Consider the following 21,839-nt stretch of genomic DNA (forward strand, 5'->3'; position numbering starts at 1 on the left):
GAGGTCAGGAGCGGGCGACGATGGCGGCCAGGCGGTCGAGCGCCGGCTCGGCGTAGACCGGGACGCGGTCGGCCATGAAGGCGAACGTCACCAGCCGGCCGTCCTTCGTGGTGGCCAGCCCGGCGAGGGTGCTGACGTGGTTGAGGGTGCCGGTCTTGGCGCGTACGAGGCCGACCTGGCCCTTGCTGTCGGGGCCGACGAACCGCCTGCCGTTGCCGAGCGAGCCGGAGAACCCGGCGACGGGCATGCCGGGCGCCACGGCGTGCAGGGCGGGGTGGGCCGGGGAGGAGGCCACGGCCAGGATCCTGGCGAGCGCGGCGGGGGTGATGCGGTTGTGCGGCGACAGGCCGCTGCCGTCGCGGACGAGCACGCCGTCGGCGACGCCGAGGCGCTTGACCACCTGCTGGACGGCGGTGGCGGCGCCGTCGAAGGAGGCGGGCCGGCCCTCCTTGAGAGCGACCTGCCGGGCCAGCGCCTCGGCCAGGTCGTCGTGACTGTGCGTCAGGGTGCGCTCGACGAGCGCGTACACGGGCGCCGACTCGACGCGGGCCAGCTCGGCCGCGCCGGCGGGGGCCTTGGCCGGGCGTGCGGAGCCGGTCACGCCGATGCCCTGGCGGCCGAGGAGCCGGGCGAAGGCGGCGGCGGCGTAGCGCGGCGGGTCGGAGACGCGGGGCGCGGGCTGGCCGGGGTAGCGGCGACCCTCGTCCATCGCCAGCGCGGACACCGGCGCGACCTCGCCGTCGGGCACGTAGTTCGGCTTCCAGCAGGGGCAGACGCCGGGTCCGGTGTAGAGGGACGCGTCGTAGGAGAGCGTGACCTTGGTGACGCCCTCGGCCTTCAGCGCGGTGGCGGTGCGCGAGGCGAGGATGGCCAGCGACGCGGGCTTGGGGTAGGCGCCGGACCTGGCCGACGGGCCCGCCAGCGTGGGGTCGCCGCCGCCGACCAGCACGACCGCGCCGGGCGACGCGCCCTGCACGACCCGCGTGGCCAGTCGGGCGTCGGGGCCGAGCGAGGCGAGCGCCGCCGCGCTGGTGATCACCTTCGTGGTGGACGCGGGCGTGATGCCGGTGTCGGCGTTGGCGGCGAAGATCCGCTCGCCGGTGGCGGCGTCGACGACGATCGCGCCCACCCGGTTCCCGAGCGCTTTGTCACCCAGGGCGACGGTGAGTTGCTGCGTCAAAGTACCCTTAGTCGGGAGAGGTCCTCCCCCGGACCTCGCCGGCAGCCCGGCCAGCACAGGGCCCGCGGTGACCACGGGGGCGGACGGAGGTGTCGAAGGAGACGCTGCCGGCTCGGTCGGTGATGACTGCCTCGTCAACGCGCTCAGGTTCGCGTCGTCGCTCACCAGGTAGACGCCGGTGACGATGGTGACGACCTGCAGCAGGACGAGAGTGGTCAGCATCACCCACCGCTCGTGCCGTGCCACGTCGCCTGACCTCTCTCCTGGTGTTCGCCTACGAGACATTAACGCCCAGCCGGGGGTGCCCGGCGGGTTGAGCGGAGGAACCGCGGTGGAGTTCGACGTTGTCGTTGAGATTCCCAAGGGACAACGGAACAAGTACGAAGTGGACCACGAAACCGGGAAGATCAGGCTTGACCGGCTCCTGTTCACCTCCACGCAGTACCCCGCCGACTACGGCTTCATCGAGAACACCCTCGGCGAGGACGGCGATCCTCTCGACGCGCTGGTGCTGCTGCAGGAGCCGACGTTCCCGGGCTGCTACATCACCTGCCGGGCGGTCGGCATGTTCCGGATGACCGACGAGAAGGGCGGCGACGACAAGGTCCTGTGCGTCCCCGCCACGGACCCCCGGATGGAGCACATCCGCGACATCCACCACGTCGCCGAGTTCGACCGGCTGGAGATCCAGCACTTCTTCGAGGTCTACAAGGACCTGGAGCCGGGCAAGTCGGTCGAGGGAGCCAACTGGGTGGGCCGCATGGAGGCCGAGGCCGAGATCGAGCGGTCGTTCCAGCGGGCCAAGGACCAGGGTTACGGCCACGGCCACTGACAGGTCAGGCGGCGGCGGGCCTGGTGGCGCCCACCAGGTCCGTCCGGTGGATCGAGGCGACCCGCACCACGTCACCGGTCTGCGGGGCGTGCACCATCATGCCCTCCCCGACGTAGATGCCGACGTGGTGGATGGTGCCGGGGTCCTCGCTGATGTGGCCGAAGAAGACGAGGTCACCGCGACGGAGCTGGTCGAGCGGCACGTGCGGGCCCGAGGTCCACTGCGTGCCCGTCCAGTGGTCGAGCCGCACTCCCACGCGTTCCCAGGCGCGCATGGTCAGCCCTGAGCAGTCGTAGCTGCCGGGCCCGTCGGCCGCCCACACGTACGGCTTGCCGAGCTGGCCGAGCGCCCAGTTGGCCGCGATGTCGCCGCCGAGCGATCCCTTGGCCATCAGCTCGCCCTTATTGTAGCCGCCGAGCGCGTTGAGCCGCTCCAGCCTGGCCTGCCGGCGTTCCTCACGCGCTCTGGCCAGGCGCTGGGCTCGGGTGCGCGCGGCGTCGACCCGCTCCTCCAGCGTGTCGCGCCGGCGTTCGAGCAGGCGGGTCTGGCGTAGCTGGCCGGCCACGGCCTCCTCGGCGGCGATCTTGGCGAGGCGGGCCCGCTCGGCTGCCGTCTGGTGGTCGGCGTAGGCGTCGGCCGCCTGCCGCCGCAGGATGGCGGAGACCTGCTGGGCGTCCCGCATGCGGTCGAGGATGCCGGCGCGCTCGCCGGCGAGCTGTTCCAGCACGCCGGCGCGGTGGAGGTAGCCGTCGGGGCCGCCGGTGTCGTTCATCATCATCACGTACGGGTGGCGCAGGTCGACGCCGGCATAGGTCTCGGCGACGACGACGGCGACGGCCTGCCGGGCCCGCTCCACCTCGGCGTCGGCCGCGGCGAGCCTGGCCTGGGCCTGCTCGTAGGCGCGCTGCGCGTGGGCGAGCCGGACCTGCTCGCCGTTGTAGGCCTCCACCAGCCGCTCGACGCCCGCCGTGAGGTCGTCGAGGCGCGCTTCGGCGCCGGCCAGCTTGGCGCTCGCCACGCCCAGTTCCTTGGTGCGTTCGCGCGTGGTCTGCCGGGCCTCGCGCACGTCCTGCTTGGACGGCCCGTCGCGGCCGGGGTCGGCGTGGGCGGGCGAGCACAGGGCGAGGACCAGCCAGGCGGCCAGGCCCGCCCGCAGGGTCCGCCCGGACACGGTGCGCAAAAACACGGCACCCCCGGACACGGTGCGCCCAGACGCGGTGCGCCCGGACACGCTGCGCATGGAGATGGGGCGCATGGAGACGGCGCGCATGGATCCCCCTCACAGAGGTGACTCTCTGCACACCTTTCCCAGTGGTTACAGTTCACACACCTTTCACTCACGTACCGTAATCATCAGAGGCGGAAGAGGCGTTCGATCCACGGCCGGATGCCGGCCACGGCGGGCTCGGGGCCGCGTGGATAGGTGAAGACGGGGGTGCCGACTCCGTAGGCGGCGTGCAGGCCGGCCGCCTTGCACCAGTCGGCGCCGACGCGGGCCGTCGCCCAGGCGGCCGCGATCGCCGGGCGGGCCTCGGGGTGCCGGTCGTAGGTCTGGTAGAGGGTCATGGTGGCGTCGGCCGCCTGGTAGCCGTCGCCCGGGTAGGCGGTGCCGGCCAGGTAGGGGGCGGTGACGCGGCCCGCGTGGCAGCTCCCGAGCGCCCACGTCCAGTTGGCGAGGACGAGGCCCAGCACGGGGTCGGGCACCTCGGCCGCCGCGCCGTACATGCGGTCCTGGCGGGGGCCGGTCAGGCGGCGGGAGGTCCAGAACCAGTCGAGGTCGCCGGGCGGCTCGCCCGCGGCCAGCCACGACAACAGGGCCAGACCGCGGGCGGTGCGCAGGCGGCAGAGGTCGAGCACGTGGCGCAGCATGCGCGGCCCACGGTCGAGCCAGGTGGGCCAGGCGATGTGGTGGCTGCGCGCCACCAGGTCGGCCAGCTCGCCGTGGACCGGCAGCGGGCAGACGCGGCATCCGAGGAGCGGGTCCTCGCGCAGTTCGTAGGCCCGCATCCGGCGTCAGGGGGTGGCCGGGCCGGACGAGGTGGGCGCCGGGGTCGGGGTCGTCGGGGTGACGCTGGGCGTCGGGGTGGCAGTCACGGTCGGGGTGGGGATGGGGCTGGGGGTGGGCCGGGACGTGCGGGTCGGCCGGGGCGGGGGTGTGCGGGTCGGCTTGGCGGTGGGGCAGGGTGTGGCGCTGGGGCCGCGGCTCTGGTGGTCGCGGGGGCGGTCGTCCGGCGGGCCGGCCGGGGTCGCGGGCGGGGTGCGGGGCGGGGTGCGGGACGGCGTGCCGCGACCCGGCGGGGTGGTGACGGGCGGGGTGGCGGCGGCGGAGTCTCGCGTCGGCCAGGCCACGGGGGCGCTCGCCGGAGCGCTCGAGTGGACCATGCCGACGGGGTAGGCGGGTGAGGCGTTGGCGACGGGCTGGACCACGGCCTGCGAGCCCTCGGGCGCCGGCTGCCACGGCGCCCTCGCGTCGGGGCCGGTCGGCGGTCCGCCGGGAGAGCCGCTCGGGAGGTGGGCGACGGGGCCCGGGGGCAGGGCGGCGGAGGCGACGCCCGGCAGGCCGCCGGGGCCGCCGCCGAAGTTCGTGAAGATCACTCCCAGCGCCACCATCGTCGCGACCGCCGCCAGCGCGCACGCCAGTGCGTGCGGCCACCGGCGTGCCTTCCGGTCCGCGGCGAGGGGAAACCCGGCGCCGTCGAGCGCTCCCGAGCGCCTGGCCACGTAGCGCCGGTAGGGCTTCAGCTCGGGGTCGGCGAAGCAGCTCATCACCCTGATCTTGAGCGCGCCGGGCGGTGTGACCTGGGGCAGCAGCTCGAAGACCTTGGCCGCCGAGACCTGGCGCGAGCGGTGGGGCAAGCAGATCTCGCAGGCGGGCAGGTGCTGGAGGAGTTCCTCGCGCATCAGCGGCGTCAGCCGGCCCGTGAAGCCGGTGAGGATGGTGGCCCGCTGCCGGCAGTCGTAGGGCCCCTTCGCGGCCAGGACCTCGGCGGTGATCGCGTCGCGCAGCCGCTGGCGGGCCTCGTCACGGGCCGCCTCCACCTGCCGCGGCGGCACGCCGAGCACCGCCGCGATCTCCTTGACGGACATGCCGTGCACGGCCGCGAGCTCCAGGATCTCGCGGTCGGCCGCCGACAGGCTCCGGGTGGCGTTCCAGGCCATGACGCGCAGGTCGGCATCGGCGCCGGCGCCCGGTGCCGGCTCCTCGGCACCTGTGTCGCCGGGCGGCGCGGCCAGCCGGCGGCGCAGGCACTCGCGCCTGGCGAGCGCGTAAAGCCAGGGCCGCAGGCGGCTCGGATCGGACAGCGAACCGGCATGGGCGTGCGCCGCGATCAAAGTGTCGCGGAGGGCCACCAGCGCGTTGTCGGAGTGGAGAAGAAGGGACCAGCAGTATCTATAGATGCTCTCGGCGTGCGCGTCGAAGAGCGCGCCGGGGGCACCCGGGTCGTCGGCGCGGAGTGCCTGGACCAGGACGCGGTCATTCATGTGACCGAATGTAATGGATTAGTAACTAGTAGTTCTACCGATTCTGCGTGAATGCCATCGCTTGTCGGTAGGCGGCGCGATAACACCGCGCCTTTCACCCAGGACAGGGTACGGCATTTCACGCCCTGCCCGATTTATCGGCGTATTTGAATTATTTTCAGGTCTGGTCTCACTGCTGGCGGCCCGTCAGGATCTGGCTGCCCCGGTCCACGGCGAACGGCTGGGTGGTCGGCTTGACCGTGTGCAACGGCACGGCGCCGCCCAGCGCCAGCTCCTCGTACGGCCGCGCCGTCGAGCCCCAGGTCCGGGCCGTCACGTCGGTCTTGGCGACCTTGGCCCCGCCCGGCAGCCCCTCGACGGTCAGGATGAACCGCGGCGGCCGACCGGCCTGCACGTCGTCCACGAACGTGCTCGCGCCGCCCAGCAGCTTGCCCGCCGCGTCACGCAGCAGCGCGTTCACCACCAGGCTGCTCGCCGGAAGCTGGTACGGGTTGGCGACGTAGCCGGTGACGAGGTAGGAGCCGTCCTTCTGGCGCAGGGTCTGCACCCGTGAGACCGGGAACTGCTGGAAGGCCGAGGCGATGCGCGCCGCGGGCCGCCACTGGGCGGGCCGGTAGTCGATCGTCACCTTGGCGGGCTTCTGCGCGGCGGTGGCCTGCCCGGTGAAGGGCAGCGAGCCGCCCGGAGGCACGGCGTCCAGCGGCTGGTCCAGCCGGACGACCTCGCGGCCACCGGCGTCGCGGGCGACCACGGTCGCCACCACGTGCTCGCCGAAGTGCCACGGGTTGCCGTTGGCGAGGACACCCGCCCAGTTGACGACGTACCCGTCGGACGACTTGACGACGTTCGACACCTGCTCCTTGAGCGCGAGCGGTTTGAGCTGCTGCTGCGGCTGCTCCTCGGTCGAGCACCCGGCCAGGCAGATCGCGCCGAGTGCGAGGAGGCCGACGGTAAGGCTACGCGGAGTCACTTTGCCGTGATAGCCCCTGCATGGGTACGGCTGGCACGGGACACGCGCCAGCCGTACCAACTCTTTAACGCGCGCGGACGACCCTGGACTCGTCCCACACCGGATGTGGTGACTCGTAGACCCTGCCGTCGGAGCCGAAGACCAGGTAGCGGTCGAAGTCGGCGGCGAACCAGCGGTCGTGGGTGACCGCCAGCACCGTGCCGTCGAAGGCGTCGAGCCCCGCCTGCAGCGCCTCGGCGCTGGCCAGGTCGAGGTTGTCGGTCGGCTCGTCGAGCAGGAGCAGCGTCGCGCCCGACAGCTCCAGCAGCAGGATCTGCAGGCGCGCCTGCTGCCCGCCGGAGAGGGTGTCGAAGCGCTGCTCCGCGACCAGCCCGGCCAGCTCGTAGCGGGCCAGTCTCTTCATCGCCTGGCTCTTGTCCAAGGCGTGCTCGGACATCACGATGTCGACCGGCGTCCGGCCGAGCAGCTCGGGCCGGGCGTGCGTCTGCGCGAAGTGGCCGGGCACGACGCGGGCGCCGAGCCTGCCGACCCCCGTGTGCGCGACCGGCTCGCCCGCGAGCAGCCGCAGGAAGTGGCTCTTGCCCGAGCCGTTGGAGCCCAGCACAGCGACGCGCTCGCCGTACCAGACCTCCAGGTCGAACGGCCGCATCAGGCCCGTCAGCTCCAGCCCCTCGCAGATGACCGCGCGCTTGCCGGTGCGACCGCCCTTGAGCCGCATGCTGATGTGCTGGTCGCTCGGCGCCTCCTCGGGCGGGCCCGCCTCCACGAACCTGCGCAGCCGCGTCTGGGCCGCGTGGTAGGCGGCGGCCATGCCGTCGTTGTAGCGGGCCTTGTTCTTGAGCATGTTGACCAGGGCCTTGAGCTTGGCGTGCTCCTCGTCCCAGCGTCTGCGCAGCTCGTCGAGACGCTCGTTGCGCGCCCGGCGCGCCTCGGCGTAGGTGGTGAAACCGCCGCCGTGGATCCAGACGCCGCCCGACTCGACGGTGACGATGCGGTCGGCGGCGTTGGCCAGGAGCTGGCGGTCGTGGCTGACCAGCAGGACCGTCTTGGGCGTCTCCCTGAGCTGCCCCTCCAGCCACTCTTTGCCGGGCACGTCGAGGTAGTTGTCGGGCTCGTCCAGCAGGAGCGTCTGGTCGGGGCCGCGCAGCAGCGCCTCCAGGACGAGCCGCTTCTGCTCGCCGCCGGACAGCGTGGACACCTCGCGGTACTTCACCCGGTCGTACGGCACGCCGAGGGCGGCGACGGTGCAGGTGTCCCAGAGCACCTCGATGTCGTATCCGCCGGCGTCGGTGTAGTCGGTGATGGCCTGCGCGTAGCGCATCTGCGCCTTCTCGTCGTCGCGCTCCATCATGACCAGCTCGGCCTGCTCCAGCCGCTCGGCGGCCTGCCGCACCGCCGGCGGCGCCACGCTGAGCAGCAGGTCGTGCACGGTGCTGGAGTCGCGCAGCCCGCCCACGAACTGGCGCATCACGCCGAGGCCGCCGGAACTGGTGACGGACCCCTCGACGGGCTGCAGATCACCCGCGATCAGCCGCAGGAGCGTGGTCTTGCCGGCTCCGTTGGGGCCGACGAGCGCGGCCTTGACGCCCTCGCCGATCCGGAACGACACGTCGTTGAGCAACGGCCGCCCGTCGGGCAGCACGTGGGTCAGATGGGCGATCTCGACGTGTGCCACGGTTTTCCCTCCTGCGATCCTCGCGAAGGGTACCTGCCGGTTCGCCGTTGGAGCATCTCCATTTCGGACCGGCCGGCAGAGTCAGCTCTGTGTGACTCCTCGGAGCAGCTCTGTTTCGACAACCCCCTCAACCGCGTGACAGAGCTTGGCGTCCGTCGTCAGGAGCGGAATCCCCCGGGCGAGAGCCAGATGGGCGAAGACCGCGTCATACATGCGCAGCGTCAGGCGGACCGCCAGAGCGGCGGCCCCCTCCAACCGATCGGCGTCGACCTGATGGACCTTCACTCCGAATTCGTCGATGACCCGCACAGCCGAGACGAACTCCTCGGGTGTCAGGCGGCCTGAGAGGAGTCCCTTCTTCCGCAGGACCCCGGCGACCTCAATGCGTGCGAAGTCCGCCGTCTCCAACTGGACCCGACCGTTCAGGAACGCTTCCTGGATCTCCTGAGCATGCTCGGATCCAGGCTGATCGACGAACCATCGCAGAAAGACGCCGGTGTCGACGAGATAGGCGTCAGCCACGCGACCCTTCCCGAAGCCTGTCCAGCTCCTCGTCCAGGCCGGTCACTCCACGCATCCGCTCCCGGACCCGCGCCAGAGAGGCCACTGCCCGCTCGCGCCGACGCGATGCCACGACGTTCTCCCGAACGAGCGCGAGCACCGGGACTACCTGATCGTCGGGCAACTGGTCGACCAACGAGTGAAGCTCCGCACGCATCTCGCTCACGCACGCAGTCTACGTTCCAGCCATGATCGATATCAGTGACAGCAGCTTCGTGACGCTCCTGGGGGGTCATGACGTGCAGGTGGGCTGGGCGATCTCGACGTGTGCCACGGTTTTCCCTCCTGCGATCCTCGCGAAGGGTACCCGGCCGTTTCGGGCGTGAGCACCCGGTTTTCCAGCCGAGGCGGGCCTCAGACGAGGGCGGTCTTGTAGAAGACGCTGACCTTCCTGGCGCCCGCGGCACCGGAGGCGAGGCCGAGGCAGAGCCGGGGCCTGCCGGCGACGAGCTGGATCGCCATGCCCTCCGGCTCCCGGTAGTCGAGCGACTTGCCCGCCTGGGTCAGCGCGCGTTGCACCTTGCGGCCCGTACGCAGGTCCACGCTGGTGATGTAGGTGTTGCCCGGCGCCGGGTTGGACGGGCCGTAGGCACTGCCCTCCAGCAGGTAGAGGTGGTCGCCGTAGGACGCGTAACCCTGGAAGACGCCCAGACCGGACGGCTGGGCAACGTCGTACAGGGGGCTGCGGGAGCCCGACTTGACCGCCGACAGGGTGTAGACCGCGTAGCGGAAGCCGCCGTTCTTGCGGTAGCGCATGACGAGCCGGTTGGTGGAGGGGTCGATCGCGCAGGTGGTGTTGGTCGCGCCGGTCACGGGGGCGTACCGGGTCACGCCGCTGGACGACGGGGTGATCGTCCGGCCGTTGGTGAAGGCGAACCTGGCCAGCCTGTTGCCCCAGGCGTTCGCGCCGTCCCTGACCGCGTTGGTCTCGGTCCACAGGTACGTCGTGCCGCCCGACCGTTCCACGCCGATCTGGACGCCGTGACCGAAGCCCATGAGGTACATGTGGCCGAGGACGGCGCCGCCGAGGCTGAGCTTGGTCAGGCACAGGTGGCCCGCCGCCGCGGAGCCGGACCCGTTCTTGACCTGCACGGCGTAGAGGTGGCTGTGCGCGTTGTCGAAGGCGAACGACTGCAGGACGGTCTCGTCGCGCAGCGCCTTCTTCCAGATGAGGCTCGTGGCGGGCGCCGTCAGGTCGAACCGGCCGGCGGCCGCGGCGGCCCCGGCGGGCTCGCCGCCGACGAGCGCCGTGGCGGCGGCTCCCGCGCCGGCCACGAGCAGGCCGCGCCGGGTGATGGATGGCGACATCTCAGGAATGCTCCTGTTCCACGGGGGGTGCGGGAGCCCACACCCTAGTGGTCGCGCGCAGGGCCGCCAAGCCCGCGATCATGCCGCCCGGCGGGGGCACAGCAGCCCCGCGACGATCTCCACCGCCGCCGCCACCAGCAACGGGACCGCCGGATGCAGGCGGAGCAGGAACGCCCCGAGCACGGCTCCGCAGAAGGTCGCGGCCACGGTGGCGAAGCGCCGGCCGGCCGTCTCCAGGGAGGACAGCATGAACAGTCCCGCCAGCGACCGGGTCACCACCGTGGTGGGCAGGTCCTTGGCGGCCACCCGCAGCACGGTGGCGTTGCGCGCTCCCATCGCGAGCGCGAGCGCCACGATGACGGCGAAGCGGTGGGGCGCCCGGTCCGGGTCGGTCGCCGGCAGCGACAGCGCGAGCAGGGCCGCCGCCAGCAGGATCAGCCCCTCCCCTGCGACGGCGAACCCCAGCCACCCGTCCCCTCGCCATCTGATCAGCAGACCGTGGGCCGCGTGCCCGGTGACGGCCCCGACCGCGAACGCCGCCAGCGCCACGACCGGCCCGGCGAGCGGGGCGGCGTCGGTGACCGTCCCGAACCCGGCGAACAGCACGTTCCCGGTCATCACCGCGGTGAACACCCGGCCCAGCCCGAGGAAGCTGACGGCCTCGACCACTCCGGTCACGCCGGTCAGCAGCACCAGGATCACCGTCAGCCGCGAAGGCCGCCTCCTCGCCGCGAAGGGCATCCTTCGTCACTATCGGCGGCACGGCCCGCGGCGAAGCCGCCACACGGACGCGTGAACCATTGCGGGACCGAGCGGTAGGTACAGGCGACCACACGCTCCCGATCCGGAAGGGTGCGGCCCGGCGGCTGGGGCCCGACGCGGCGGAGGGCGTCGTGCACAGCACGTCCTGCCCCGCCGGCTCGTCCGGGCCGGGTGCGGCGGACTGGCCGAGCGGATCACGCTGCTCTGCTGGCCCGGGGCAGGCACGCGAGCAGGGTGAGGGCGGCGGCGAGCAGGTACGGCCAGCCGGCGCTCGGCGCGAAGCAGGCGCCCTCCCCTGCCCCGGCGAGTGCGGCCAGGCCCAGCAGGACGGCCGTGGCCAGGGCCGTCAGGCGGGTGGCGAGGGTGCCTGCGGTGGCGGCGACGGTGGCCGCGCAGGCGACGGCCACGAGCGGCAGGCCGAGCGCGTCCGTCATCGACGCCTGGTGGAGCGGGGCGGGCATGAGCGGGTCGCATGCCGGGGACGGCGGGACGGGGGCGAGCCCGTGGTGGAGCAGCGGCCACAGGGTCGCGCCGAGCGCGGCCGTCCAGGCCAGGGCCGCGCGGGGAGCGTCGTCGGGCGGGGGCAGGCGAGGCGGCCCGGGGGCGGGGCGGGCGGCCAGGAGGAGGGCGCCCAGGAGGACGGACGTCACGGCGAGCGCGGCGATCGTGAGGCCGGCGGTCCTGGTCGTGAACGGCGGGAGCGGGTCGCCGAGCGCGACAAGGACGCCGGCCAGGAGGACGGGCAGGGTGAGCGGCAGGCCCGCGGCCCGCAACCGGGCCGGCCGCCAGAGGACGACCAGCGCCAGCGCGGCCGGCAGCAGGATGCCGCCCCAGAGGTGGACCTCCCGGGCCGCGCGCCACGGCCAGGACGTCTCGGGGAGCGGGGCGTCGGCGAACCAGCCGAAGGAGACCTCGCGCGGCACCAGGACGGTGAGCACCGGCGCCGCGGCGGCGAGCACCGCGCACAGTCTCAGCATGCACACGGTACGGGGGGACATGAGGGGCGCCTCGGGCTGACGGGCAGAAAGGTGATCGACGATACCGGACGATCACCGCGACGGGGAGTCCTGGCCGGCAGCCGGGACTCCCCGGTCCGCCCGGCTAGCCGAGCAGGGCGTTGACCTTGGTGTTGGCCTCGTCGAGGGCGTTGACGTCGCTCTTGCGCGAGAAGATGGAGTCCATCGTCTCGGTCATGATCGCCGTGATGTCGGCCCAGTGTTCGGCGATGGGCGCCAGGTGGGTCGTGCCGTCCTGGACGTGCATGGTGAAGGGCTTGACGTCGATCCCCGCGTCGGCGAAGGCCTGCTCCGCCTTGGGCATCGCCGCCTTGATGGCCGGGAAGACGACGGCCTCCTTGGCCACGATCTCCTCCTGGCAGGCCGGCGAGGCGAGGAACTTCGTCCAGGCCCACGCGGCGTCGGGGTTGTCGGTGCCCGCGGAGATGTTGTCGGCGAGGCCGTTGAACAGGCTGGCCCGCTTACCGGTGGGGCCGATCGGGGTCGGGGCGAGGGCGGACTTGGCGCCCTTCAGCGCCCAGTAGGTCTTGGTGTTCCAGCTGCCCTCCGTGACCATCGCGTACTTGCCGGCCCCGTAGGCGTCGATCTGGCCGGTCCCGGCGGAGGCGATCTCCATGGTGGGCATGTAGCCCTTGTCGATCAGGGAGGTGAACCACCTGATCGTGTCCTTGAACTTGGGGTCGGCGTAGTTGAACTTGGTGGGCCACGGGTTCTGGTCGGCGTACTGCCAGCCGTTGCTCATGGTGTACAGGCTCCACTCGGTCTGGCCGAAGCCGGCGCCGCTGCCCGCGAGCCCCAGGCCGTAGGTGGCCACGTGCTTCTTGTCGAAGCCCGGCTCGTCGCCCCGCTTGCCGTTGACGTCCACGGTCAGCTTGGCGATGACGTCCTCGTAGGTGCCGCCGTCCTGCGGGTTCCAGGTCAGCTTGGTCATCTCCTCGGGCTTGATGCCCGCTTCCTTGAGCTTGTCGGTGTTGTAGATCACGGCGACGGTGTCGAAGTCCTTGGGCAGCCCGTACCGCTGGCCGTCCTTGGCCACCCACAGGTCGGCCAGGCCGTCCTGGTACTGGGACAGGTCGACCTTGTCCTTGGCGACCAGGTCGGTGATGGGCAGGAGCTGGCTCTGGGCGGCGAACTCGGGGTAGCGCGACAGGTGGCTGACGAAGACGTCGGGGGCGGTGCCGGAGACGAAGGACGTGGTGAGGGTGTTCCAGTAGTCGTCCCAGCCGTACTGGGTGATCTTGACGGTGTACTGGGGGTTCGCCTTCTTGAAGGCGTCGGCGCAGGCCTGGTACTGGGGCTGCTGGGCGGTGTCCCAGAGCCAGTAGTCGATCGTCACGGGTCCGGCGGCGGCGCCCTCGCCGGTGTCCTGACCACCGCCGCAGGCGGACAGGAGCAGTGTCGCCGTCGCGGCGACGGCGAGGGAGCGCAGGTGACTCTTCATCACAACAACCTTCTTTGCGTTGCGAAAAACGGGGGGGCGAAAACACGGGGGGCGAAAGGTGAGGAGTGAAGGGTGGGGGGTGTTACTTGACGCCGGTGTAGCCGATGGAGTCGATGATCCGGCGGCCGAGCACGGCGAAGAGGATGATCATCGGCAGGGCGGCGAAGAGCGTCGCGGCCATGAGCCCGGCCCAGTCGGGGCTGCCCTGCGGGGTCTGGGAGCGGAAGATGCCGAGGGCGACCGTGAGCACCCGGACGCTCTCGTCCTTGCCGACGAGCAACGGCCAGAAGTAGTCGTTCCAGCTCGTGATGTACGTGAGGATCGCCAGGGTGGTGATCGGCCCCTTGCTGACCGGCAGGATGATCCGGAAGAAGATCCGCACGTGCCCCGCGCCGTCGATGCGCGCCGCCTCTTCCAGCCCGGCGTTGACGCCGAGGAAGAACTGACGCAGGAAGAAGACCGCGAACGGGGTCATGAGCAGGTGGGGCAGCACGATGCCCAGATAGGTGTTGAGCAGCCCGAGTTCCTTGATCAGCACGAAGTTGGGCAGCGTCGTGAAGATCGGCGGCACCATCAGCGCGGTGAGGAACAGCATGAAGACGACGTCCCGGCCGGGCCAGCGCAGCCGGGCGAAGGCGTAGGCGGCCATCGCGCTGAAGAAGACCTGCCCGACGGTCACCGTGGTCGCCACGACGATCGAGTTGCGCAGGAACAGCCAGAAGTTCACGGTGCCGCTCGACCCGCCCTCGGCCACCGCCTCGGCGGTGGTCGACAGGCCGAGCACCCGGCGATAGGCGCCGAACGTGAAGTCCACCGGCAGGAGGTCCGTGGCGCCGGCGGCCAGCGAGCGGGTGTTGGAGAAGGACGTGCGCAGCATCCAGTAGAACGGGAAGAGCGTCGCGGCCATGACGAGGACGAGCACGGTCCAGCCGGCGATCCGTCCCCAGGGAATCGCGCGGGCCTGCCGGGGCCGGCCGGCGAGGGCGGTGGGGGCGGCCATCATGCTCCCTTCAGGTCGGACTCGCCCGCCCGGCTGAGGCGGAGCTGCAGGTAGGCGACGCCGGCCAGGATCACGAAGAGCACGGACGACAGGGCGGCGGCGTAGCCGAAGTTGAACCGGTTGAAGGCCAGGTCGTAGATGTAGAAGTAGATGACCCGGGTGGCGTTGATGGGCCCGCCCGCCGTGGTGACGGCGACGGTGTCGAAGACCTGGAAGGACCCGATGACGGTCAGCACCATCACCATCGCCATGACCGGGCGCAGCAGGGGCATGGTGACCCGCCAGAAGATCCGCCACTCCGAGGCGCCGTCGAGCGCGGCGGCCTCGTACACACTGGGCGGGATCATCTGCAGCCCGGCGTAGATCAGTAGGGCTGTGTAACCGAGGTGCCGCCAGGTGTTGACCAGGGCGATGGTCGGGATGGCGAGGTCGGAGTCGCCGAAGAACGCCACCCGCTCCAGCCCGAGCCAGTCGAAGGCGTAGTTGACCACGCCGAGCTGGTAGTCGAGCATCCAGAACCACACGAGGGCGACGACCACGTTGGCCACGAGGAACGGCAGCAGCACGACGCCCCGCACCAGCAGCGACCTGGTCAGGCGGTGCAGGAGGACGGCGAGCAGGACCGATGCCACGGTCTGGGTGCCGATGTTGATCACCACGTACTCGGCGGTGACCTTGAGCGCGTTCCAGAACAGGTGGTCGCCGAGCAGCCGCTCGTAGTTCTCCGTGCCGATGAAGCGGGGTGGGGTCAGCACGTTGTACTTGGTCAGGCTGAGGTACAGGCCACGCAGGGCCGGCCACAGGTAGAAGGTGACGAAGCCGATGGCCGCGGGCAGGACGAACAGGACCGCGACGGGAAGGTCACCCAGGCGTCTTCTGCGGGGCGGCGGCGTTCCGCGGGACGCGGCCTCGATCGTCGGGGGAGGCGCGGCGTGAACGGTCTCGCTGGTCATTTGACCTCCTCGTGCCGGTCGGTCCGGCCGGGACCAGGGCCCCGGCCGCGTCCGATCAGCCGTGCAGCAGTTGGTGCTGGAGAGCGGTGACCGCCGCTCCCCTGGCCCATTCGTTGAAGGCGAACGGTTTGACCACCACCCGGACGGGAGTGGAAGTCCAGTGGGTGTGGCGGGCGAGCGCGGTCTGGAAGGCGTCCGCGCACACCCCGTACATGTGGACGGCCTCGCCGGAGAGGATGACCAGCTCGGGACCGGTGATGTTGGCGACGGTGGCCACCACCTGCCCCAGGGCGGATCCGGCTTCGTCGAGCACGCGGCGGGCGACCGGGTGGCCGTCGCGGGCCAGGGCGAGGCAGTCCTCGAAGGTGAGCTCGGGCCGGTCGAGCGTCCCGGCCACGGACCGGCGGATGGCGGGCGAGCTGACGTAGGCGCGCGCGCAGCCGCGGTGGCCCAGCTCGCACATCGGGCCCCGGTCGTCGATCGCCAGGTGGCCCACCAGCCCGGCGGCTCCGGACTGCCCGGTCACCAGGCGGTCGCCGACGACGAGGCCGCAGCCGATGCCCGCGCCGACGGTGATCAGCGCGAAGGCGGAGTGGCCGACGCCCTCGCCGAACCACTGCTGGACCCGCGTCAGCGCGCGGACGTCGTTGTCGAGCACGGCCGGCACGCCGACGGCCTCCTCGACGAGCCTGGCCAGCGGTAGCTGGCTCCAGCCGAGGAACGGGGAGGTGTGCACCACGGGGTCGTCCGGGGTGGCGGTGCCGGCCAGGCTGATGCCGACGGCGGCCAGCGGCGGCCGTCCCCCGCCGGTCAGGTCCTCGCCGGTCAGGTCCTCGATCGCCTGGACGATCTGGCCGAGCACGTTGTCGATCTCGTGGTCGATCAGCGGCCGGCTGGTCTCGGCCTGGACGGCGGCCGCGAGGTCGGTGCGTACGGCGAACAGCTCGTCGGCGGTGAGCTTGATGCCGATGAACGACATGCGGGAGGCGTCGACCTCCAGCGGCTGGGACGGCCGTCCGACCGTCGCCGTGCCCTCACCGGCGGCCTGCTCGCGCAGGTAGCCCGCCTCGATGAAGGGCTTGGTGACCTTGGTCAGCGCGGACGGCGAGAGCGCGAGCCGGCGCGCGGCCTCCGCTCTGGACAGGGGGCCGTGCACCAGTAACTCGACGAACACCGAGCGCATGGCGTCGGTGAGCCGCACAGGGAATTCTCCGGCATGTGAGAACACGCGGCCCATGGTTCCCATATTCGTTCATCACGTCAAGTAAAGATGTGGCATCAGTCACATGATCGCCCAGGGATCGCGGCAATCGTCCTCGGATTTATTGACTCAGTGCATGCCACCGGGCTAGCCTCCAGCCGCCTGACCGTTTCAGAAGCCAGGAGACTGCCCGATGCCCATAACTCCGCTCGACGAGCACGGACACCGCTGGGCGGTCACGACGCCCGCCTCGACCTACCTGATCGGCGTGGAGATCGACCCGGTCACCGGGGAGGCGGCGCCCCTGCAGAAGTACTGGGGGCCGAGGCTGTCCGTCGAGGCCGCCCGCCAGGCCGTGACCGCGAGCGGCGGTCCGGCCACCCCGCTGGGAGCGCGGCGGCACGTCTCCAGCTTCTCCACGCCCGGCGAGATCGAGGAACTGCTGCCGGTCGACGGAGGCAAGCGGTGGGGATCGCCGTCCCTGCAGGTCTCCTTCGACGGCGCGCGCTCGCTCGAACTCCAGCACGCCGGGTCGAGCGTGCACGACGAGGGAGACGGCGCCGAACGGCTCGACGTCGTGCTGCGCGACGCCGCCCACCCGTTCGAGGTCGTGCTGTCCGTCCGCTCCCGCGAGGACACCGACGTGATCGAGCGCTGGACCACCGTCCGGCACCTGGCCGGGCGGGAGCCCGTCGCCGTGGGCGTCACCAGGCTCGACTCCGGGAGCTGGTTCGTCCCCGACGCGTCCGCGTACCGCTACAGCGGCGTCTTCGGCGCCTGGGCGGAGGAGTTCCAGCTCCAGCGCGGGCCGCTGCCCGTCGGGGAGCTGGTCTTCACCAGCCGCCAGGGCATCACCAGCCACCAGGCCAACCCCTGGATCATGATCGACGCCGGTGAGGCGGTCGAGGAGCACGGCGAGGTGTGGGGCGTGGCCCTGGCCTGGAGCGGCAGCTGGCGCCTGACCACCACGCACCGGCCAGAGGGCGGCGTCGCGATCTCGGCCGGCTTCGGCCACGAGGGGCCGCGCTGGACGCTCGAACCGGGCACGGAGCTCAGCACCCCGCCGGTCCTCGGGCTGTACACCGGTGGCGGGTTCGGCGCGGCCAGCCGGTCCTGGCACGCCTACACCCGCCGGCACGTCCTCCCCGTCGCCGGCGAGGACCGGCCGGTGCTGTACAACTCGTGGGAGGCCACCGTGTTCGACGTCACGGAGGCCGGCCAGCTCGAACTCGCCAAGAAGGCGGCCGCGATCGGCGTCGAGCTGTTCGTCGTGGACGACGGCTGGTTCGGCGACCGCGACGACGACACGCGCTCCCTGGGCGACTGGTGGCCGCACCGCAAGCGATTCCCCCACGGCCTGCGCTCCCTGATGGACGGCATCCGCGGCCTGGGGATGCGGGCCGGCCTCTGGGTCGAGCCGGAGATGGTCAACGCCGACAGCGAGCTGTACCGGGCGCACCCCGACTGGATCCTGCGCATGGACCACCGGCGCCGCGACGAGAAGCGCCAGCAGCTCGTGCTGAACTTCGCCCGCGACGACGTGCGCGAGTGGGCGTTCGGCTGGCTCGACGAGCTGGTCACCGAGCTGGACCTGGACTATCTCAAGTGGGACATGAACCGGCCGTTCACCCAGGCGGGCTGGCCCGAGCTGGGAGCGGCGCAGGACCGGCTCTGGGTCGACTTCACGCGCAACGTCTACCAGGTGATGGCCCGGCTGCGGCGGGCCCACCCCGGGCTGCGGATCGAGTCCTGCTCCGGAGGCGGCGGCCGGGTGGACCTCGGCATCCTGCGGCACACCGACGAGTTCTGGCCCTCCGACAACACCGACGCCCGTGACCGGCAGGGGATCCAGCACGGCTTCTCCCAGCTCTACCCGCCGAACACCATGTCGGCCTGGGTCACCGACTCCCCCAACCCGACCACCGACCGCCTCATGCCGCTGCGTTACCGCTTCCACGTGGCCATGGCGGGTGTGCTCGGCATCGGCGGCGATCTCACCACGTGGTCGGCGGCGGAGCTGTCCGAGGCGGCGGACCTGATCGAGCAGTACAAGTCCGTTCGCCGGGTCATCCAGCACGGCCTGCTCTACCGGCTGGCCGGCGCGCCGGGGCGGGAGCGGTCCGCCGTCCAGTACGTGCTGGGCGACGACGTCGTGGCGCTGGTCTACAACCCGGCGAGCGACGCCAAGCGGGGTCCCCGCTGGCTGCGGCTGACCGGGCTCGACCCCGAGGCCGAGTACGAGGTGGTGCACGGCGGCGACGCCGCCGGCTGGCCCGGCCGGCTCGTCCGGGGCTCGCGCTGGTACGGCTCGGCGCTCATGGCCGTGGGCATCCGGCCCGCCGCCTGGGAACCTGTGGGCGCCGACTACCGCAGCGACCTGGTGGTCCTCAGGAGGGTGCGCCCCTGACACACAGGGCGGGCTGGACATCAAGTCATCTGATGACTAGAACTGTACGCAACACCCCCCAGCCCAAGGACACGCGATGACACGCTTCCGGTCCGCCCTCATCCCGCTGGCACTCACGCTCGCCACGTTCACCGCCTTACCGCAGCAGGCCGTCGCCGCCCCGCCCAAACCGGTGCCGTCGGTGGCGGCCCAGAGCACGGCCCGGAGCACGGCCCAGACGTCCGACGCGCGGCCCGCGTCCTCGTGCGCGCGCACCGTGCGCACTGCCACCACCAACGCCCGGCTGACCAGCCTGTTCACCGCGTACGGCAACGACAACAGCCGGGTGGACGACTGGACCGGGGCCGACGGCACCTACTCGCTGCGGCTGCCGAACGGCCGCGAGCTGTGGATCTTCTCCGACACCTTCCTCGGCCGGGTCAACCCCGACGGCTCCCGGCCGCCGGTGGTCGGCGAGGGCGGCGACACCGTCTTCCTCAACAACTCCTTCGCCGTCGAGCAGAACGGCCGGCTGTCCACCATCCACGACGGCACGCCCGCCGCCCCCACCTCTGTCATGCCGCCGCGCGACCAGAACCACTGGTACTGGGCCGGCGACGCCACCCTGGCCGGCAACGTCGTGGAGGTGACCTACCAGGAGTACGAGCGCTTCGGCACCGGCGCGTGGGACTGGCGCTGGCACCGCAACGTGGTGGCCCGGTTCGCGCCGAACCGGCTCGAACGGCCGGCCAGTGTGCACCCGCTGCCCTCCGGGCACGGCGTGGCCTGGGGCTCCGGGATCCTGGAGGACGGCGGCCACACCTACGTCTACGGCGTGGAGGACCACGGCTCGCCGAAGTACATGCACATCGCCCGGGTCAGGGGCAAGAGCCTGCTCGGCCGGTGGGAGTACCTCACGGCCGACGGCACCTGGTCGGCGACGGAGACCGACTCGGCCCCCGTCATGAGCGGCGTGGCCAACGAACACAGCGTGACCAAGGTGGGCGACGGCTACGTGCTGATCACCCATGACACGACCGAGGCGCTGAGCGCGAAGATCGTGGCCTACTTCTCGTGCTCGCCGGCCGGGCCGTTCACCGGCAAGCAGCACGTCTACACCACCCCGGAGACGGGCGGGAACATCTTCACCTACAACGCCCACGCCCACCCGCAGATCTCGGGCGCCGGGCTGGTCGTCTCCTACAACGTCAACAGCTTCGTCAACACCGACCACTACCGGGACGTGTCCATCTACCGGCCGCGCTTCCTCGACGTGACGTTCGAGTGAGACGCAACTGGGCTGCCCGCCTGCGGCCCGTCGTGCTCGACGGGCTGCGGGCGGTCGTCCTGGAGAACGAGCGGCTGCGGGTGACCGTCGTGCCGGGCAAGGGCGGCGACGTCGTGGAGTTCCTGGACAAACGGAGCGACACCGACTTCGCCTGGCTCTCCCCGCAGGGCCTGCGCGACCCCGCCGAGCACCTGCGGGGCGCCGGTGACGACGTGGCGCTGTTCACGGACGACTACGAGGGCGGCTGGCAGGAGTGCTTCCCCAACGGCGGCGCGCCCAGCGAGTACCGGGGCGCGCGGCTGGCCCAGCACGGCGAGGTGGCCGGGCTGCCGTGGGCGGCCGAGGTGGTGGCCGACCGCGAGGAGGAGGTCGCGGTCCGGCTGAGCGTGCGCACGCGGCGGCTGCCGTACCTGCTGGAGAAGACGTTCCGGCTGCGCTCCGGCACGGCCGTCCTGGAGGTTGAGGGGCGCGCGACGAACGAGTCGGACGTCCCGCTGCACGCCATGTGGGGGCAGCACCTCGTGTACGGCCGGCCGTTCCTGCGGCCGGGCGCGCGCATCCGGCTGCCGGAGGGCCTCACCGTGGTCCCGCACGACGGCGCGATCGACCCGCCCGAGCGCAGGGTCCTGGCCGGCGGGCCGTGGCGGTGGCCGGTCGTGCCGGCCCACGGCGGCGGCGAGGTGGACCTGAGCGTGGTGCCCGAACCGGGCACGCCGAGTGACATCGTCTACCTGACGGGGTTCGCCGCCGACGGCTGGTACGAGGTCACCGGAGACGGCCCCGGCCTGCGGGTGGAGTGGGACGCGACGGTCATGCCCTGGCTGTGGATGTGGCAGGAGCTGGGCGCCTCGACCGGACACCCCTGGTGGGGGCGGGCCTACACCGTGGGGCTGGAGCCGTTCGCCGGGATGCCGACGAACGGGCTGGCCGAGGCGGTCGCCAACGGCACCGCGCTCACCCTGGGCCCGCGCGAGACGAGACGGATGTGGCTGAGGGCGGAGGTGCTGGCATGACGGAGTTCGCCGGAAAGGTGGCGCTGGTCACGGGCGGCTCGATGGGGATCGGCCGCGCGGTGGTGGACCGGCTGGCGGACGGCGGGGCGTCCGTGGTCTTCTGCGGCGCCGACGCGGAGGCGGCGTTCGACAGCGAGCACGTGACGGGCGTCGTCGCCGACGTGCGGCGGGCGGGCGACATGCGTGACCTGGCCGACCTGGCCGTGGCCAGGTACGGCGGGCTGGACGTCGTGGTGACGTGCGCCGGGGTGCAGCGGTACGGCACGGTCGTGGACACCCCGGAGGACGTCTGGGACGAGGTGCTCGACATCAACCTCAAGGGCGTCTACCTGGCCTGCAAGGCGGCCATCCCCTACCTGCGGGCGCGCGGCGGCGGATCGATCGTGCTGATGTCGTCGGTGCAGGCGTTCGCCTCGCAGGCGCGGGTGGCGGCCTACACCGCGAGCAAGGCCGCGCTGAACGGCCTGACCCGGGCCATGGCGCTGGACCACGCGGCCGACGGCATCCGGGTGAACGTGGTGTGTCCGGGGTCGGTGGACACGCCGATGCTGCGGTGGGCCGCCGACCTGTGGCGGGGGCCGTTGTCGCAGGAGGAGCAGGTGGCGCGGTGGGGCGCCGCCCATCCGCTGGGCCGGGTGGCCAGGGCGGAGGAGGTGGCCGAGCTGGTGGCGTTCCTGGCGGGGCCGCGCTCGTCGTTCATCACCGGGGCGGAGCACCGGGTGGACGGCGGGCTGCTGGCGCGCAACCCGGCCGCCCTCCCGGAGTGACCG

Annotated in this window: 20 protein-coding genes; 5 read left to right on the plus strand and 15 right to left on the minus strand. The window is 71.9% G+C overall.

Annotation, left to right across the window (positions count from 1 at the left end; all coding sequences use genetic code 11):
* Nucleotides 1–4: 4 nt before the first annotated feature.
* Nucleotides 5–1,426, minus strand: a complete 1,422-nt coding sequence (gene dacB, locus FHU36_RS11200) for a D-alanyl-D-alanine carboxypeptidase/D-alanyl-D-alanine endopeptidase (protein ID WP_312891540.1) — start codon at nucleotides 1,424–1,426, stop codon at nucleotides 5–7.
* 85 nt (nucleotides 1,427–1,511) lie between these two features.
* Here dacB and FHU36_RS11205 point away from each other — a divergent pair, with 85 nt between their 5' ends.
* Nucleotides 1,512–2,012: an inorganic diphosphatase gene (locus FHU36_RS11205; protein WP_101790597.1), complete on the plus strand. Its 501-nt coding sequence runs from the start codon at nucleotides 1,512–1,514 to the stop codon at nucleotides 2,010–2,012.
* Nucleotides 2,013–2,016: 4 nt separating this feature from the next.
* Here FHU36_RS11205 and FHU36_RS11210 read toward each other — a convergent pair whose 3' ends face one another.
* The 14 genes from FHU36_RS11210 to FHU36_RS11275 all read right to left on the minus strand — a co-directional run bounded on the left by FHU36_RS11210 (nucleotide 2,017) and on the right by FHU36_RS11275 (nucleotide 16,382).
* Nucleotides 2,017–3,282, minus strand: a complete 1,266-nt coding sequence (locus FHU36_RS11210) for a C40 family peptidase (protein WP_185083653.1) — start codon at nucleotides 3,280–3,282, stop codon at nucleotides 2,017–2,019.
* An 83-nt stretch (nucleotides 3,283–3,365) separates the two neighbouring features.
* The gene (locus FHU36_RS11215; protein ID WP_185083654.1) at nucleotides 3,366–4,019 is read right to left on the minus strand and encodes a hypothetical protein; all 654 of its coding nucleotides are present in this window, start codon (nucleotides 4,017–4,019) and stop codon (nucleotides 3,366–3,368) included.
* A gap of 6 nt (nucleotides 4,020–4,025) precedes the next feature.
* Nucleotides 4,026–5,495: a sigma-70 family RNA polymerase sigma factor gene (locus FHU36_RS11220; RefSeq protein ID WP_185083655.1), complete on the minus strand. Its 1,470-nt coding sequence runs from the start codon at nucleotides 5,493–5,495 to the stop codon at nucleotides 4,026–4,028.
* A 169-nt stretch (nucleotides 5,496–5,664) separates the two neighbouring features.
* Nucleotides 5,665–6,465 (minus strand): hypothetical protein, encoded by an 801-nt coding sequence (locus tag FHU36_RS11225; RefSeq protein ID WP_185083656.1) that lies wholly within the window; start codon nucleotides 6,463–6,465, stop codon nucleotides 5,665–5,667.
* A 64-nt stretch (nucleotides 6,466–6,529) separates the two neighbouring features.
* Entirely contained in the window at nucleotides 6,530–8,140 is a 1,611-nt protein-coding gene (locus FHU36_RS11230) for an ABC-F family ATP-binding cassette domain-containing protein (RefSeq protein ID WP_185083657.1), read from the minus strand.
* 81 nt (nucleotides 8,141–8,221) lie between these two features.
* On the minus strand, nucleotides 8,222–8,662 hold the full coding sequence (locus FHU36_RS11235) for a type II toxin-antitoxin system VapC family toxin (protein WP_185083658.1): 441 nt from the start codon (nucleotides 8,660–8,662) through the stop codon (nucleotides 8,222–8,224).
* Complete coding sequence (locus FHU36_RS11240; protein ID WP_185083659.1) at nucleotides 8,655–8,867, minus strand: hypothetical protein; 213 nt, start codon at nucleotides 8,865–8,867, stop codon at nucleotides 8,655–8,657. Before FHU36_RS11240 ends, FHU36_RS11235 begins: the two co-directional genes overlap by 8 nt.
* Nucleotides 8,868–9,055: 188 nt before the next feature.
* Nucleotides 9,056–10,009: a phage baseplate protein gene (locus FHU36_RS11245; protein ID WP_185083660.1), complete on the minus strand. Its 954-nt coding sequence runs from the start codon at nucleotides 10,007–10,009 to the stop codon at nucleotides 9,056–9,058.
* A gap of 78 nt (nucleotides 10,010–10,087) precedes the next feature.
* The gene (locus FHU36_RS11250; protein WP_185083661.1) at nucleotides 10,088–10,750 is read right to left on the minus strand and encodes a YoaK family protein; all 663 of its coding nucleotides are present in this window, start codon (nucleotides 10,748–10,750) and stop codon (nucleotides 10,088–10,090) included.
* A gap of 215 nt (nucleotides 10,751–10,965) precedes the next feature.
* Entirely contained in the window at nucleotides 10,966–11,769 is an 804-nt protein-coding gene (locus FHU36_RS11255; RefSeq protein ID WP_185083662.1) for a hypothetical protein, read from the minus strand.
* A gap of 103 nt (nucleotides 11,770–11,872) precedes the next feature.
* The gene (locus tag FHU36_RS11260) at nucleotides 11,873–13,228 is read right to left on the minus strand and encodes an ABC transporter substrate-binding protein (protein ID WP_185083663.1); all 1,356 of its coding nucleotides are present in this window, start codon (nucleotides 13,226–13,228) and stop codon (nucleotides 11,873–11,875) included.
* A gap of 82 nt (nucleotides 13,229–13,310) precedes the next feature.
* On the minus strand, nucleotides 13,311–14,231 hold the full coding sequence (locus FHU36_RS11265) for a carbohydrate ABC transporter permease (RefSeq protein ID WP_185083664.1): 921 nt from the start codon (nucleotides 14,229–14,231) through the stop codon (nucleotides 13,311–13,313).
* Complete coding sequence (locus tag FHU36_RS11270; protein ID WP_185083665.1) at nucleotides 14,228–15,181, minus strand: carbohydrate ABC transporter permease; 954 nt, start codon at nucleotides 15,179–15,181, stop codon at nucleotides 14,228–14,230. Before FHU36_RS11270 ends, FHU36_RS11265 begins: the two co-directional genes overlap by 4 nt.
* A gap of 55 nt (nucleotides 15,182–15,236) precedes the next feature.
* Nucleotides 15,237–16,382: an ROK family transcriptional regulator gene (locus FHU36_RS11275; RefSeq protein WP_185083666.1), complete on the minus strand. Its 1,146-nt coding sequence runs from the start codon at nucleotides 16,380–16,382 to the stop codon at nucleotides 15,237–15,239.
* Nucleotides 16,383–16,575: 193 nt separating this feature from the next.
* Between FHU36_RS11275 and FHU36_RS11280 the strand changes: the two genes are divergently transcribed.
* The 4 genes from FHU36_RS11280 to FHU36_RS11295 all read left to right on the plus strand — a co-directional run bounded on the left by FHU36_RS11280 (nucleotide 16,576) and on the right by FHU36_RS11295 (nucleotide 21,836).
* A complete protein-coding gene (locus FHU36_RS11280) occupies nucleotides 16,576–18,789 on the plus strand; it encodes an alpha-galactosidase (protein WP_185083667.1) in 2,214 nt (737 codons plus the stop codon).
* 76 nt (nucleotides 18,790–18,865) lie between these two features.
* On the plus strand, nucleotides 18,866–20,056 hold the full coding sequence (locus FHU36_RS11285) for a DUF5005 domain-containing protein (protein WP_185083668.1): 1,191 nt from the start codon (nucleotides 18,866–18,868) through the stop codon (nucleotides 20,054–20,056).
* A complete protein-coding gene (locus FHU36_RS11290) occupies nucleotides 20,053–21,069 on the plus strand; it encodes a DUF4432 family protein (protein ID WP_185083669.1) in 1,017 nt (338 codons plus the stop codon). The genes FHU36_RS11285 and FHU36_RS11290 overlap by 4 nt, the downstream gene beginning before the upstream one ends.
* On the plus strand, nucleotides 21,066–21,836 hold the full coding sequence (locus tag FHU36_RS11295; RefSeq protein WP_185083670.1) for an SDR family NAD(P)-dependent oxidoreductase: 771 nt from the start codon (nucleotides 21,066–21,068) through the stop codon (nucleotides 21,834–21,836). The genes FHU36_RS11290 and FHU36_RS11295 overlap by 4 nt, the downstream gene beginning before the upstream one ends.
* Nucleotides 21,837–21,839 lie beyond the last annotated feature (3 nt).

This window comes from Nonomuraea muscovyensis (assembly GCF_014207745.1).
Taxonomy (GTDB): Bacteria; Actinomycetota; Actinomycetes; order Streptosporangiales; family Streptosporangiaceae; genus Nonomuraea; species Nonomuraea muscovyensis.

Bases quoted from the DNA above. Each gene is read 5' to 3' on its own strand.
- FHU36_RS11210 (WP_185083653.1), bottom strand. From the start codon at position 3,282: ATGCGCGCCGTCTCCATGCGCCCCATCTCCATGCGCAGCGTGTCCGGG.
- FHU36_RS11215 (WP_185083654.1), bottom strand. From the start codon at position 4,019: ATGCGGGCCTACGAACTGCGCGAGGACCCGCTCCTCGGATGCCGCGTC.
- FHU36_RS11220 (WP_185083655.1), bottom strand. From the start codon at position 5,495: ATGAATGACCGCGTCCTGGTCCAGGCACTCCGCGCCGACGACCCGGGT.
- FHU36_RS11245 (WP_185083660.1), bottom strand. From the start codon at position 10,009: ATGTCGCCATCCATCACCCGGCGCGGCCTGCTCGTGGCCGGCGCGGGA.
- FHU36_RS11250 (WP_185083661.1), bottom strand. From the start codon at position 10,750: ATGCCCTTCGCGGCGAGGAGGCGGCCTTCGCGGCTGACGGTGATCCTG.
- FHU36_RS11255 (WP_185083662.1), bottom strand. From the start codon at position 11,769: ATGTCCCCCCGTACCGTGTGCATGCTGAGACTGTGCGCGGTGCTCGCC.
- FHU36_RS11260 (WP_185083663.1), bottom strand. From the start codon at position 13,228: ATGAAGAGTCACCTGCGCTCCCTCGCCGTCGCCGCGACGGCGACACTG.
- FHU36_RS11265 (WP_185083664.1), bottom strand. From the start codon at position 14,231: ATGATGGCCGCCCCCACCGCCCTCGCCGGCCGGCCCCGGCAGGCCCGC.
- FHU36_RS11270 (WP_185083665.1), bottom strand. From the start codon at position 15,181: ATGACCAGCGAGACCGTTCACGCCGCGCCTCCCCCGACGATCGAGGCC.
- FHU36_RS11280 (WP_185083667.1), top strand. From the start codon at position 16,576: ATGCCCATAACTCCGCTCGACGAGCACGGACACCGCTGGGCGGTCACG.
- FHU36_RS11285 (WP_185083668.1), top strand. From the start codon at position 18,866: ATGACACGCTTCCGGTCCGCCCTCATCCCGCTGGCACTCACGCTCGCC.
- FHU36_RS11295 (WP_185083670.1), top strand. From the start codon at position 21,066: ATGACGGAGTTCGCCGGAAAGGTGGCGCTGGTCACGGGCGGCTCGATG.